Annotated in this window: 15 protein-coding genes; 6 read left to right on the top strand and 9 right to left on the bottom strand. The window is 56.4% G+C overall.

Features of this window, described 5'->3' with window-relative positions:
* Positions 1–14 precede the first annotated feature (14 nt).
* From rpoH to ftsY, 4 genes are all read right to left on the bottom strand, one after another.
* The gene (rpoH, locus tag AB1287_RS15940; protein ID WP_312626890.1) at positions 15–869 is read right to left on the bottom strand and encodes an RNA polymerase sigma factor RpoH; all 855 of its coding nucleotides are present in this window, start codon (positions 867–869) and stop codon (positions 15–17) included.
* Between the two features lie 268 nt (positions 870–1,137).
* Positions 1,138–2,196: a permease-like cell division protein FtsX gene (gene ftsX / locus AB1287_RS15945; RefSeq protein ID WP_435618403.1), complete on the bottom strand. Its 1,059-nt coding sequence runs from the start codon at positions 2,194–2,196 to the stop codon at positions 1,138–1,140.
* On the bottom strand, positions 2,189–2,854 hold the full coding sequence (gene ftsE / locus AB1287_RS15950; protein WP_312626892.1) for a cell division ATP-binding protein FtsE: 666 nt from the start codon (positions 2,852–2,854) through the stop codon (positions 2,189–2,191). The genes ftsX and ftsE overlap by 8 nt, the downstream gene beginning before the upstream one ends.
* A 2-nt stretch (positions 2,855–2,856) precedes the next feature.
* A complete protein-coding gene (gene ftsY, locus AB1287_RS15955) occupies positions 2,857–4,392 on the bottom strand; it encodes a signal recognition particle-docking protein FtsY (protein ID WP_312626894.1) in 1,536 nt (511 codons plus the stop codon).
* Between the two features lie 146 nt (positions 4,393–4,538).
* Here ftsY and rsmD point away from each other — a divergent pair, with 146 nt between their 5' ends.
* Positions 4,539–5,135 carry a 16S rRNA (guanine(966)-N(2))-methyltransferase gene (gene rsmD / locus AB1287_RS15960; RefSeq protein WP_312626896.1) on the top strand — a complete coding sequence of 199 codons (597 nt, stop codon included), beginning with the start codon at positions 4,539–4,541 and terminating at the stop codon, positions 5,133–5,135.
* Positions 5,125–5,397, top strand: coding sequence for a DUF1145 family protein (locus AB1287_RS15965; protein WP_312626897.1), 273 nt, complete (start codon positions 5,125–5,127; stop codon positions 5,395–5,397). The genes rsmD and AB1287_RS15965 overlap by 11 nt, the downstream gene beginning before the upstream one ends.
* Before the next feature lie 108 nt (positions 5,398–5,505).
* Here the strand turns inward: AB1287_RS15965 and AB1287_RS15970 are convergent, their stop codons facing one another.
* Positions 5,506–5,862 carry a DUF2500 domain-containing protein gene (locus tag AB1287_RS15970; RefSeq protein ID WP_435618404.1) on the bottom strand — a complete coding sequence of 119 codons (357 nt, stop codon included), beginning with the start codon at positions 5,860–5,862 and terminating at the stop codon, positions 5,506–5,508.
* A gap of 122 nt (positions 5,863–5,984) precedes the next feature.
* On the opposite strand from AB1287_RS15970, the gene AB1287_RS15975 reads away from it, so the two are divergent.
* Both AB1287_RS15975 and zntA read left to right on the top strand, forming a co-directional pair.
* Entirely contained in the window at positions 5,985–6,611 is a 627-nt protein-coding gene (locus tag AB1287_RS15975; RefSeq protein WP_312626899.1) for a lysoplasmalogenase, read from the top strand.
* A gap of 80 nt (positions 6,612–6,691) precedes the next feature.
* Positions 6,692–8,890 (top strand): Zn(II)/Cd(II)/Pb(II) translocating P-type ATPase ZntA, encoded by a 2,199-nt coding sequence (zntA, locus tag AB1287_RS15980; RefSeq protein WP_435618405.1) that lies wholly within the window; start codon positions 6,692–6,694, stop codon positions 8,888–8,890.
* A 41-nt stretch (positions 8,891–8,931) separates the two neighbouring features.
* On the opposite strand, the gene AB1287_RS15985 is transcribed toward zntA, so the two are convergent.
* The 4 genes from AB1287_RS15985 to tusA all read right to left on the bottom strand — a co-directional run bounded on the left by AB1287_RS15985 (position 8,932) and on the right by tusA (position 12,159).
* Positions 8,932–10,215 (bottom strand): TRAP transporter large permease, encoded by a 1,284-nt coding sequence (locus AB1287_RS15985; RefSeq protein WP_435618406.1) that lies wholly within the window; start codon positions 10,213–10,215, stop codon positions 8,932–8,934.
* Positions 10,216–10,225: 10 nt separating this feature from the next.
* Positions 10,226–10,735 (bottom strand): TRAP transporter small permease, encoded by a 510-nt coding sequence (locus AB1287_RS15990; protein ID WP_435618407.1) that lies wholly within the window; start codon positions 10,733–10,735, stop codon positions 10,226–10,228.
* Positions 10,736–10,757: 22 nt separating this feature from the next.
* Complete coding sequence (locus AB1287_RS15995; RefSeq protein ID WP_435618408.1) at positions 10,758–11,741, bottom strand: TRAP transporter substrate-binding protein; 984 nt, start codon at positions 11,739–11,741, stop codon at positions 10,758–10,760.
* 172 nt (positions 11,742–11,913) lie between these two features.
* The gene (tusA, locus tag AB1287_RS16000; RefSeq protein ID WP_097163379.1) at positions 11,914–12,159 is read right to left on the bottom strand and encodes a sulfurtransferase TusA; all 246 of its coding nucleotides are present in this window, start codon (positions 12,157–12,159) and stop codon (positions 11,914–11,916) included.
* A 167-nt stretch (positions 12,160–12,326) separates the two neighbouring features.
* Here tusA and AB1287_RS16005 point away from each other — a divergent pair, with 167 nt between their 5' ends.
* Positions 12,327–12,992, top strand: coding sequence for a 7-cyano-7-deazaguanine/7-aminomethyl-7-deazaguanine transporter (locus AB1287_RS16005; protein WP_435618409.1), 666 nt, complete (start codon positions 12,327–12,329; stop codon positions 12,990–12,992).
* Between the two features lie 73 nt (positions 12,993–13,065).
* Positions 13,066–13,623, top strand: coding sequence for a DcrB family lipoprotein (locus AB1287_RS16010; protein WP_312626908.1), 558 nt, complete (start codon positions 13,066–13,068; stop codon positions 13,621–13,623).
* Positions 13,624–13,648: the final 25 nt, after the last annotated feature.

Below are 13,648 nucleotides of genomic sequence, written 5' to 3' on the forward strand. Positions count from 1 at the left end.
GCGCGAGGAGAAGCTTACGCTTCGATCGCCATACGCAGTTTTTTCATCGCGTTCTTTTCGAGCTGACGCACGCGCTCGGCGGAAACGCCATAACGGTCGGCGAGTTCCTGCAGCGTGGACTTGTTGTCTTCGTCCAGCCAGCGGGCGCGGATGATATCCTGGCTACGCTCGTCCAGGCCTTCCATCGCATGAGTCAGCTTGTTGGCGGCCTGATCTTCCCAGTTGTCGTCTTCAATGCTGTCAGCAAAGTTAGAAGACTTATCCTGAAGATAGAGCACCGGAGCAACGGTATTGCTTTCCGAGTCATCGTCGGCAGACATATCGAACGCCATATCCTGAGCGGACATTCGCGATTCCATCTCACGCACGTCTTTGCTGGAAACGCCCAGCTCACGCGCCACCATTTCGACTTCGTCCTGGTTGAACCAGCCCAGACGCTGCTTGGTTTTACGCAGGTTAAAGAACAGCTTACGCTGTGCTTTGGTGGTCGCGACCTTCACGATACGCCAGTTGCGCAGCACGTATTCGTGGATTTCAGCTTTGATCCAGTGCACGGCGAAGGAGACAAGGCGCACGCCCACTTCCGGGTTGAAGCGGCGCACGGCTTTCATCAGGCCGATGTTGCCTTCCTGAATCAAATCCGCCTGCGGCAGGCCGTAGCCCGAGTAGTTACGAGCAACGTGAACAACAAAGCGCAGGTGAGACAGGATCAGCGTTTTCGCTGCTTCCAGATCGCCCTGGTAATGCAGCTTCTCCGCCAGCGCCCGCTCTTCATCAGCCGATAACATCGGCCATGCGTTTGCCGCCCGGATGTAGGAATCCAGGTTGCCAACAGGGGCTAAAGCTAAAGTTTGCATGTCTTTGGTCATTCAAATCCTCTCAATTCTTTCTTTTCCGCTGCCGTGTCCCTCACAGAGGCAACAAGCATGCCAGAAATTTTTGAGCAACGAGATTAGCACTCACTCTTTTATCAGACAGTGATGTTATCCACAAGTTCCATGCAACGCTGTGAATAGATTACGCACAAAATGTGACACCACGATGATATGACTTGAGGGCAGGGAAGGCAGAAGGTTTCTGAAGCTCTCCCTGCGAACTGGAAATCTTGCAGCAGGGAGAGAGTATATCAGACTTTTTTTATTCCGGCGTAAAGTGGCGTAAATGTTGAACCGTGGCAAGCCAGGCGGCCACCCAGCCAATCATCGAGCAGACAATCAGCATCAGCAGGCACTCATCGAGGCCCAGGCCGGTGAGCTCAAACTGGGTACCGAACACTTTAGCGACTTCCGTGACCGCCGACGACAGGCGCAGCACGAGGATCTCAGAAAGTATCAATGATAAAAATGCGCCAGAAAATCCGAGCAGCGCGCCGCCGTAAAGGAACGGACGCAGAATGAAGCCGTCCGTTGCGCCGATAAGCTTCTGCACGTTGATGGTATCGCGACGGGCAAAAATGCTCAGACGCACGCTGTTACCGATGACGAGGAATACGGCCGCAACCATCAGCACGCCAATCATTGCCGAGACGCGTCCGACTAACCCGGTAATCGAAGAAAGACGGGCAAACCAGCTGTCGTCCATGCGCACTTCGTCGATGCCCTGAATTTTCGCCACGCGGTCACGCAGCGTGTTCAGCGAATCGGTGCCCTGAAAATCGAGCTTCGGAATGACGATAGCCACCGCAGGCAGCGGATTCTCTTCCAGCATGTCCAGCGCGCCGCCGAAGCCTGACCAGTTGCGGAACTCGCCCAGCGCTTCATCGCGGGAAAGGTAATTCACCTTCTCCACGCCCTGCTCCGCCTGAAGCTGCCCGACGACTTTTGCCGCGGCGTCGTCGTCCAGCGTTTTTTCCAGATAGACGGTGATTTGCGGCGACGGATAATACTGTGAGGCCGCCGTGTTGACGTTCTTGTAAACCATGTAGCAGACGCTTGGCAGCGTCAGGGAAATGGCAATGACCATCACCGTCAGGAAGGTCGCCAGCGGTTTGCTTTTGAGATCCTGTAGCGCGCCGTGAAAGGCGTAGCGCACCTGTTCGTTAAAAACGTTGGTTTTGCGGGAGTTCGGTTTGGGCGCGGCCTTCGGGCGCTTCGGCGCATTGCCGCCGCCGTTTCCACCGCCGGTTGCCGAGTTGCGCAGCCGGTCAAAGCGGTTGCCGAACTGGCGAATGTGGTTCATTGCTTCGCGTTTATCCACCGTAGCCTCCGTGCAAGTGACCGTCGCTCAGCGTCAGCATCCGGTAGGAACGGCTGGAGATGAGACCCAGGTCGTGGGTAGCCATCAGCACCGTAACGCCGACGCGGTTGAACTCTTCGAACAGGCGCAGAATACCTTCCGACAGCGCTTCGTCGAGGTTACCGGTCGGTTCATCCGCCAGCAGCACCGCCGGTTTGTTCACCACCGCACGGGCAATGCCCACGCGCTGCTGTTCACCGCCGGAGAGCTGAATCGGGAAGTTTTTCGCTTTGTCGAGCAGCCCGACCTTATCCAGCGCCGCCGACACGCGACGGCGAATGTCATCGAAGCTGGCGCCTGCGATGATCAGCGGGATCGCCACGTTATCAAATACGGTTCTGTCCATCAGAAGATGGTGATCCTGGAAAATCATGCCGATCTGACGACGCAGGAACGGCACTTCGCGGTTCTTCAGGCGGCTAATTTCGTGCCCGCTGAACCAGATTTTCCCGGTACTCGGGCGTTCGATGCCGCAGATGAGCTTGAGCAGGGTACTTTTCCCCGCGCCGGAGTGGCCGGTCAGAAAGGCCATCTCGCCCGGCTGCAGCTGGAAGTTAATCCCCTGCAGCGCTTGTCTCCCACCGAGATAGGCTTTGCTGACTTGTTCAAAGCGAATCATTGTTAATCCTCTCGGGCAAAAAGTGCCTCAATAAAATCGTCCGATTTAAACGGACGCAAATCTTCGATACGTTCGCCGACGCCAATGTAGCGGATCGGAATGCCGAACTGATCGGCCACCGAGAAGATCACGCCACCCTTGGCGGTCCCGTCCAGTTTAGTCAATGTAATGCCCGTCAGCCCAACGGCTTCGTGGAACAGTTTCGCCTGGCTGATGGCGTTCTGTCCGGTGCTGGCGTCAATCGTCAGCATAATTTCATGCGGGGCGTCTTCGTCGAGCTTTTTCATTACGCGGACAATTTTCTTCAGCTCTTCCATCAGGTGCGATTTGTTCTGCAAGCGTCCTGCGGTGTCGGCAATCAACACGTCGACGTTACGCGCTTTCGCAGCCTGAATCGCATCGAAAATGACCGAGGCGGAATCCGCGCCCGTGTGCTGGGCAATCACCGGAATGTCGTTGCGCTGGCCCCACACCTGAAGCTGTTCAACCGCTGCGGCGCGGAAGGTATCACCTGCCGCCAGCATCACGGATTTGCCCTGCTGCTCAAACTGGCGCGCCAGCTTGCCGATGGTGGTGGTTTTGCCGACGCCATTGACGCCAACCATCAGGATAACGAACGGGGTTTTGCCTTCAATATTAAGCGGTTCGTCGACTTTAGCGAGAATATCGCCCATTTCGTCCTTCAGCAGGCCGTACAGCGCTTCCGCATCGCGAAGCTGTTTGCGGCTCGCGCCTTCGGTCAGACTCGCGATAATTTTGCGGGTTGTATCCACACCGACGTCGGCAATCAGCAGCTGCTCTTCCAGCTCTTCAAACAGATCATCGTCAATTTTTTTGCCACGGAACAGACTGATAAATCCGGAACCCAGATTCTCTTTAGTTTTCAGCAGGCTGCGTTTGAGGCGAGCGAAGAAACCTTCTTTAGTTGGCTTTTCCTGCTCCTGAACGACGGCATCCTGCTCAGGCTCTTCAGCAATTTCTTCCGGCTCATCGACGGCGGCCAACGCTTGGGCTTCGAGCTCTTCGTCGGTCAGTTCGTCTTCAGCGATATCTTCAACAACGTCTTCCTGGGCGGCTTCGACGTGGACGACAGCCGCTTCTTCTTCGATGACTGCCGCAGGCTCTTCTTCTGCAATCTCTTCCGCCAGTGGCAGCGTTTCATGTTCGATTTCAGCAACCGGCTCAGCTTCGATGTGGATTTCTTCGACAACGTCTGGTTCAGGCGCAACGTCGGCGATGGCTTCAGAAACGGTCTCTGTTGCGGGTTCCGGTTCTACTGGCTGCGGTTTTTCGCTTTCCACCACCTCTTCGGTGACCTCAACCACGTCATCGGCAAAGGCTTTCACCTCTTCGTGACTGTGTGCGGTGGCTTCCGCTTCCGGCTCAGCAATGTGCTCAACGGCCTCTTCAACAACCGGCGCTACGGCCGTTTGCTCCACGTCGGTTGACTGCTGTTCAACGTCCTGCTGCGGCTGTTCCTGCTCTTTCTGACCGAAGCCAAGCCAGGAAAAAAAGCCCTTCTTTTTGTTCTTTGCCATCTGCGACCACACTCTTCGCTGTTGATTCCCGGCACCGCGTCGCCGCTATGTACATGGAAGCTAAAAAAATGATGAAATAGTCTATCACTTAACTTAACGCGCATCACCGCCTGGAAGCGTAATCCGGCATTGAGCAGAGCAAAGAAATGAAAAAACCAAACCACGCCGGAAGCGGTCAAATTCGCATTATAGGCGGGCAGTGGCGGGGCCGTAAGCTCCCGGTGCCCGACAGCCCGGGCCTGCGGCCGACCACCGATCGGGTTCGCGAGACGTTGTTTAACTGGCTTGCGCCGCACATGGTGGATGCCAGATGCTTGGACTGTTTCGCCGGAAGCGGCGCGCTGGGGCTTGAGGCGCTGTCGCGCTATGCTGGCAGCGCGACCTTGCTGGAGATGGAGCGCCACGTCGCTCAACAGCTGCAAAAAAACCTCGCCACGCTCAACGCCCGTAACGCGCAGGTGGTGAACACCAATAGCCTGACGTTTCTCGCCCAGGCTGGCACACCGCACGATGTGGTCTTTATTGACCCGCCGTTTCGCAAAGGCCTGCTGGAAGAGACGCTCGCGCTGCTCGAAAACAACGGTTGGCTGGCGGACGATGCGCTAATCTACGTCGAAAGCGAAGTGGAAAACGGCCTGCCGCCGGTGCCGGCGCACTGGGATTTACACCGCGAAAAGGTGGCCGGGCAGGTTGCTTATCGCCTCTATCACCGTGAAGCACAAGGAAATAACGATGCTGCTTAATATTGGACGTCTGCTGATGCTCTGCGTCTGGGCCTTTCTGGTGCTGAACGTCATTCACCCGTTCCGCTACCCGGTGAATATCTTCGTTAACGTGGCGCTGATTTTCATGATCCTGATGCACGGTCTGCAAATGACCCTGCTGAAGGCGACGCTGCCGAAAGATGGGCCACAGATGACGCGCAGCGAACAGATCCGCGTTTTCCTGTTCGGGGTGTTTGAGCTGATAGCCTGGCAGAAGAAGCTCACGCCGAAGAAGAAGTAAATTGTGGTATCGGAGTGCTGATTGTCGGGTGGCGCTGATGCTTACCCGACCTACAAATTCGGGTCACGCAGCTGTAGGCCGGGCAAACGAACGCGCCGCCCGGCAATCTTATTCGGCACGAAACTCGACGAACCGCGATCCCTTGTAGCTCAGCGTGCCTTTATCGCCCACGCTCAACTGATGATACTGTTTTTCATCCACGCGATAAGTCACCTCCATGCCGCCATTCTGCGGCTTAACGCTCACTTCGAAGCGTACGTCGCTGCCCGCTGGTGCCGTCTGGCGCTGAGGGGAAGGGCGGAAACCGGGCACGTATTCACGTTTATTGCTCACCACCATCTGTTTTTGCTGTAACGGCGCGGCGTCATTATCCATCCTTTCGCGGCGCTGCTGGACGAAGCGAAACGAGGCGGCAATGATGATGATCGCCACCACCACCACGAAGAAAAGCGGCATTTTACTCACTGGACTGTCCCCTCAGAATTGGCGCAAAACAGGATACCCTGCCCGCCGTGGCATTGCCATCTGCCCACCTGCGCCACTACACTGAAGCAAAGAGTGCTTATCAGACAATACAAGGATTTACTATGCTTTGGTCGTTCATTGCAGTCTGTCTGTCCGGTTGGTTGTACGTCGATGCGTCCTACCGCGGCCCGGCATGGCAACGCTGGGTTTTCAAGCCCGTCACGCTGATCCTGCTGCTGCTGCTTGCCTGGCAGGCACCGATGTTCAACGCCATCAGCTATCTGGTGCTGGCAGGGCTGTGCGCCTCCCTGATTGGCGATGCGCTGACGCTGCTGTCGCGTGAACGCCTGCTCTACGCGATTGGCGCCTTTTTCCTGTCTCACCTGCTGTATACGATTTGGTTCGCCAGCCAGATGACGCTGTCTTTCTTCTGGCCGCTGCCGCTGGTGCTGCTGGTGATTGGCGCGCTGCTGATTGCCGTCATCTGGTCCCGCCTCGAAGAGTTACGCCTGCCGGTGTGCACGTTTATTGCGATGACGCTGGTCATGGTCTGGCTCGCCGGTGAGCTGTGGTTCTTCCGCCCGGTGAGTACCGCGCTGTCCGGCTTCCTCGGTGCCGCGCTGCTGCTGCTTGGCAATATCGTCTGGCTGGTCAGCCACTATCGCCGCCGCTTCCGTGCCGATAACGCCATCTCGTCGGCCTGCTACTTCGCCGGGCATTTTTTAATCGTGCGCGCGCTGTATCTTTAGAAAAGAGTCTTGACTCTGGAGTCGACTCCAAAGTGTATGCTCTGCGTTAGTGAGAAAATTATCATTAACAGGAGAGTGCCATGTCGACTCCAGACGCCGGCAGCAAAAAAGCCCCACGCTTCACCTCGTTCCAGCTGACGTCCGCCAACGACGAGGCGACACCCTGCGGCTGCGATGACGCATGCGCATCCTCTGAACAGCCTGCCGAATCACTGAGCGCCAGCCGCTTTAGCTGGAAAGTCAGCGGAATGGACTGCGCCGCCTGCGCGCGAAAAGTTGAAAACGCCGTGCGTCAGATTGCCGGCGTCCAACAGGTGCAGGTGCTGTTCACAACCGAAAAACTGCTGGTGGATGCAGACAGCGACATCTCTGCACAAGTGGAAGCGGCGGTGACTAAAGCGGGCTATGCGCTTCGCAGCGAAGAGGCCCCGGAACCCGAAGAGCCGTCCCGCCTGCGTGAAAACCTGCCGTTGATCCTGCTGATTGTCCTGATGGCCGCAAGCTGGGGGCTGGAGCACGTGAATCACCCGCTTGGCAATTTCGCGTTTATCGCCACGACGCTGGTCGGTCTCTTCCCGATTGCCCGCCAGGCGCTCAGACTCATCAAAAGCGGCAGCTGGTTTGCCATTGAAACGCTAATGAGCGTGGCGGCCATCGGTGCGCTCATTATCGGCGCGACGGCGGAAGCGGCGATGGTGCTGCTGCTGTTTATCATCGGCGAACGCCTTGAAGGCTGGGCTGCGAGCCGCGCGCGCCAGGGCGTGAGTGCGCTGATGGCGTTAAAACCTGATACCGCCATTCGCCTGCGCGATGGCCAGCGTGAAACCGTTGCTCAGCGCGATTTGCGTCCCGGCGACGTGATTGAAGTTGCCGCCGGAGGCCGCCTGCCCGCTGACTGTCAGCTGATTTCAGCTTTCGCGAGCTTTGATGAAAGCGCGCTTACCGGGGAATCCGTGCCCGTTGAAAGGGCCGAAGGTGAAGCGGTGCCAGCAGGCGCAACCAGCGTTGACCGTCTGGTGCAGCTTCGGGTGGTCTCCGAACCGGGCGACAGCGCCATCGACCGTATTCTGCGCCTGATTGAAGATGCCGAAGAGCGCCGCGCGCCGATTGAACGCTTTATCGACCGCTTTAGCCGGATTTACACGCCCGCCATTATGCTGGTGGCGCTGCTGATTGCCGTTGTGCCGCCGCTGCTGATGGGCGCGGAATGGCAGCCCTGGATCTACAAAGGCCTGACGCTGCTGCTGATTGGCTGCCCGTGTGCGCTGGTGATTTCCACTCCGGCGGCTATTACGTCGGGACTGGCTGCAGCGGCCCGTCGCGGTGCGCTGATCAAAGGGGGCGCGGCGCTTGAGCAGCTCGGCAGCATTGAACATGTTGCGTTCGATAAAACCGGCACGCTGACCGTCGGTAAACCGCGGGTCACCGCTATCCAGCCTCTGAATGGTGAAACGAAAAACGCTTTGCTCGCGCTCGCCGCGGCGGTGGAGCAGGGCTCAAGCCACCCGCTGGCGACGGCGATCGTGAAGGAGGCGCAAAACCGTAACCTTCTCCTGCCGCAGGCGACCTCGCAGCGCGCACTGGCTGGTTCAGGCATTGAAGCGCTGGTGGACGGGCAGCGTGTGCTGATTTGCGCCGCCGGGAAGTTTGAGGCGGCAGGGTTTGCTGAACACATTGAGCAACTTGAAAGCGCCGGACAAACCGTCGTGTTAGTCGTTCGCAACGATGAGCTGCTGGGCATTCTCGCCCTGCGAGACACGCTGCGGGAAGACGCCCGCGAAGCCGTCGATGCCCTGCATCAGCTGGGCGTACAGGGCGTGATCCTGACGGGTGATAACCCACGAGCCGCCGCCGCTATCGCGAGTGAATTAGGGCTGGACTACCGCGCCGGTTTGCTGCCTGAAGACAAAGTTACCGCAGTCACCGCGCTAAATGCTAAAGCGCCGCTGGCAATGGTGGGCGATGGCATTAACGATGCACCTGCGATGAAAGCTTCGACCATTGGCATCGCGATGGGCAGCGGCACCGACGTAGCGCTGGAAACTGCTGATGCGGCGCTGACGGGCAACCGCCTGACCGGGCTGGCGCAAATGATTAGCCTGGCCCGCGCCACGCGTGCCAATATTCGCCAGAATATTACGATGGCGCTGGGCCTGAAGGGGATTTTCCTTATCACCACGCTGCTTGGCATTACCGGCCTGTGGCTGGCGGTGCTGGCAGATACGGGTGCGACGGTGCTGGTGACGGCGAATGCTTTGCGGCTGTTGAATAAGAAATAATGCTAATGCCCGGTAGCGCTGCGCTACCGGGCAATTAACGGCTACATACCTAACGCATGCGGTAGCCAGAGAGAAATGGCCGGAATGTAGGTCACCATCGCCAGTACAATCAACAATATTCCGTAGAACGGCAGCATGGCTTTCACCACCGTTTCTATCTTCTGCTTGCTCACCGCGCTGGCAACGAACAGTACCGAACCCACCGGCGGGGTAATCAGGCCGATCCCCAGGTTGACCATCATGATCATCCCGAAATGGACCGGATCGATCCCCAGTGCGTTGGTTACCGGCAGCAGCACCGGCGTCAGGATCAGGATGATTGGCGCCATATCCATCAGCGTGCCAATCAGCAGTAGCATGATATTCAGGTACATCAGAATGACGTATTTGTTGCTGGACAGCGAGGTGAAAAATTCCGTGATGCGCATAGGCAGCTGCATGTAGGTCATCACCGCGCCAAACGCCGCTGCAAAACCAATCAGGATCATTACGATGCTAACCGTTTTCACCGTGCGGTACATTAGCTTTGGCAGCTCGCTCCACTGGTAGTCACGATAGATGAACATGGTGACGAAGAAGGCCCAAAGGCAGGCTACTGCCGCTGATTCTGTTGCGGTAAAAATGCCTGAGAGAATGCCTCCCAGGATGATCACCACCGTCATCAACCCCCACAGCGCATCGACAAAAATCTTCACTGCCTGTTTAAACGGGATCGCTTCGCCTTTAGGGTAGCCACGCTTACGGGCAAAGCCGAGACACATCACCATCAGGCTCAGACCCAGCAGCAGCCCTGGCAGCACCCCCGCAATAAACAGTGTGGCGATAGATACCGTGCCGCCCGCCGCCAGGGAGTATATGACCGAGTTATGGCTCGGCGGGATCAGTATCGCCTGCACCGAACCGCTGGCGGTCACCGCCGCCGCGTATTCACGTGGATAACCCTTTTTTTCCATCTCCGGGATCATTACGCTGCCGATCGACGCCGTGTCCGCCACGGAAGAGCCGGAAATTGCGCCGAAAAACGTAGAGGCCACGATGTTCACCAGCGATAGCCCACCGCGAATAAAGCCGACGAACAGATAGGCAAAATTGACCAGACGACGGGCAATGCCGCCTTCCGCCATAATTGCTCCGGCGAGAATAAAGAACGGGATCGCCAGCAGGGTAAATTTATTCACCCCGCTGGTTATCTGGATCATTAGCGCTTCCAGCGGCAAATCTATCCACAGTGCGCCTGCTACGGCGCTCAACCCCACGGCAAAAGCTACCGGCATGCCAATTGCCAGCAGGATGGCGAGGGTAAAAAGCAGAATAAATGCATCCATTGAACAACCCTTAACCGTGGTTACCGATTAGCACCACCGGACGATTCTCCTGAGAGCCGAACAGCAGACGTTCGATGACGAATAAAATCAGCACCGTCGAGCCGATTGGCAACGGCAGATACGTCTCCCCGGAGGTCATCAGCGGAAACTCGGCCACCGGCTGCTCCCAAAGATCGAGGCACAGTCCGTAGCTGTACCAGAGCATCAGCCCGGTAATCAGGAGCATCATCAAATCGACCAGCCGGGCAGCAGTACGTTGCAGCCCTGTGGGAAGACGGTCCGTCAGCATGTTGACCGCAATGTGCGACCCCGCGCGGTATCCCACCGCAGCGCCGATAAAGGTGAAGGTCACCATACACAGAATGGCCACCGGCTCGGGCCAGGACTCGCCCCGGTTGAGCACGTAGCGGGAAAAAATCCCAATCGGGATAACGATGGTCATCAGCAGCAGCGACAGACCAGCTACCCACATCGCCAGCATATACAGCTTGTCCATCAATTTTGGAAAGGACTCAGACATAGCGCCTCCTGCTCCGGAACGGTTACTGCACGTCGGCAATGGCTTTCATCAGAGCCTGATGTTTTTCGCCATAGGCTTTACGTACCGGCTCCGTCGCCTGGACGAAGTATGCTTTGTCAATTTCGTTGAACTGCACGCCTCCGGCCTTCATTTTCTCCAGCGCCTGCTGGTTGTAGGCATTCCACAGCTGACGCTGCTCCATCTGTGCCTCACGGGCCAGGGTAAGGATTTTTTGCTGCTGGTCGGCGCTGAGCTTGTCCCACTTCACTTTTGAATAGAGCAACATTTCCGGGGTGATGAAGTGGCCGCTGAGAGTGTAGTTTTTAGCAACCGGCATGTAGTTGTGTGCGATGAAGGTCGGCGGATTGTTCTCTGCGCCGTCAATCACCCCGGTCTGCATCCCGCTGTATACTTCGCTCACGCCCATCGCCACGGCGTTTGCGCCCATGTCTTTAAGGGTATCAATGGCGACCGGACTCCCCTGCACGCGAATTTTCATCCCTTTCAGATCTTCAGGTTTCGCCACCGGCTGTTTGGTAATGAGGTTACGTGTGCCGGAGTCCATCCAGCCAAGGAACACCAGCTTCGATTTCGGGTTGCTGGTCAGCTTGTCGCCAATCTGTTTGCCGATATCTCCGTCAATAACCTTGTGCATATGATCTTCATCGCGAAAAACGTAGGGCAGAGTAAAGGCTTCAACGTCCGGCAGGATCGCCGCCACGGGAGCCATCGACACGCGGATCATATCAATTGCCCCCATCTGCGCCTGCTCGATCATTTGCTTTTCATCGCCCAGCACACCGCCCGGGAAGACTTTAATGTCCAGTTCGCCGTTGGTCTGCTGTTTGAGCTTTTCCCCCATGTGCTGCACCGCGACAACGTTCGGATAACCTTCCGGGTGAACGTCGGCGGCACGGATGGTTTGTGCGAGAAGAAAAGGGGAAAAAATGAGGGTGGCGGTGGACAGGCAAAGGGCGGCCACAAATGGCCTTACAGTCATTTTCATCGGTCGTCTCCAGGGTATTTAATAAAACGTTGTTTTAATTTTGCGTTTAAAAACTAGCCTGGTGTCAGGAAAACGACGGTGAGACGCCTCACAAAAGCTACAATTGTGAAACGTTGGTTTAATGTTTTGATAACAATATTTCAGAGCGGATCACAATTTCCGCCCTGAGGAATCAATGGCCTTTTCGAATCAAATACTGATAAGGCAGACTTTCGGTTTGCTGAGCAATCAGCTCATGTTCCATAAAGCGGCAGAAGCCGGGGATGTCACGGGTGGTTGCCGGATCGTCGGCGATAATCAGCAGCGTTTCGCCCACGGGCATTGTACGCACGGTTTTACGCACCATCATTACTGGCTCCGGGCAGCGCAGGCCTTGTGCGTCCAGGGTGTGGTCAGCGGCAGAAAAAAGATCGCTCATGGTTCACTCAGTCAGTCAAAAACCGCATTAGTTTACGCGCACTTTTTTGTGGCGCAAGGCAGGTTAACGATTGCGCGAAAATTAGCCGTTGCAAAGCGCAACGAACGCAGTATCATGCGGCGGTTTTCATTGGGTTCCCTCACCCCAACCACTAAAAAGGTCACAATATGACGATGTTTTCTCAGGCCCAGCGCGTAAAAGCGTTGTTCTGGCTTTCGCTTTTTCATCTGCTGGTGATCACGTCCAGCAACTATCTGGTGCAGCTTCCGGTCTCCGTTTTTGGTTTTCACACCACCTGGGGCGCCTTCAGCTTTCCGTTTATTTTCCTCGCCACGGATTTAACCGTGCGTATTTTTGGCGCGCCGCTGGCCCGCTGGATTATTTTTGCGGTGATGGTGCCGGCTTTGCTGATTTCCTATGTCATCTCTTCGCTATTTTATATGGGCGAGTGGCAGGGCTTCGCCGCCCTCGGCAGCTTCAACCTGTTCGTGGCGCGCATCGCCGCCGCCAGCTTTATGGCCTATGCGCTGGGGCAGATCCTTGATGTAGGCGTCTTTAACCGCCTGCGTAAAAGCCGCCACTGGTGGCTTGCACCGACGGCCTCGACGCTGTTTGGCAATATCAGCGATACCGTCGCCTTCTTCTTCATTGCCTTCTGGCGCAGCACGGACCCGTTTATGGCCAGCCACTGGCAGGAAATCGCGCTGGTCGACTACAGCTTCAAGTTGCTCATCAGTATCGTATTCTTCCTGCCGATGTACGGCGTATTGCTGAATATGCTGTTGAAAAGGCTCGCAGATAAATCTGAAATCCCCGCTTTTCAGCACGGGTAAGCGTGCATTTCACGGGTTGTGATAAGATACGTGGATGTGCCGTTAATGGCCGTATATCAAAAGGAAGATGTCAATGCGCAAATTGGTTAAATACGCCGGTATTGGCCTGCTGGTAATGGGTCTTGCGGCCTGTGATAACAGTGACAGCAAAGCCCCTGCCCAGGGAGCATCCGCCGAAAGCAACGCGGCTGCCCAGTCCGTTAAATTACTGGACGGCAAACTCAGTTTCTCTCTGCCGGGTGATATGACCGATCAGAGCGGCAAATTGGGAACTCAGGCCAATAACATGCACGTTTATTCTGACGCCACAGGCCAGAAAGCCGTGATCGTGATTGTGGGCGACAACACCAGTGAAGACTTGGGCGTGCTGGCTTCCCGTCTGGAAGAGCAGCAGCGCGGCCGTGACCCGCAGCTGCAGGTCGTAACCAACAAATCCATCGAGCTGAAGGGTCATACCCTGCAGCAGCTCGACAGCATCATCTCTGCAAAAGGTCAGACCGCGTACTCTTCCGTGGTGCTGGGCAAAGTGGATGACAAACTGCTGACCCTGCAAATCACCCTGCCTGCTGACAATCAGCAAAAAGCGCAGACCCAGGCTGAAGACATTATTAACACCATCGTCATCAACTAAATTAGCCCGCTGACGGACAAGCTCT

Source organism: Scandinavium sp. UTDF21-P1B (assembly GCF_040750395.1).
In the GTDB taxonomy this organism is placed as follows: domain Bacteria; phylum Pseudomonadota; class Gammaproteobacteria; order Enterobacterales; family Enterobacteriaceae; genus Scandinavium.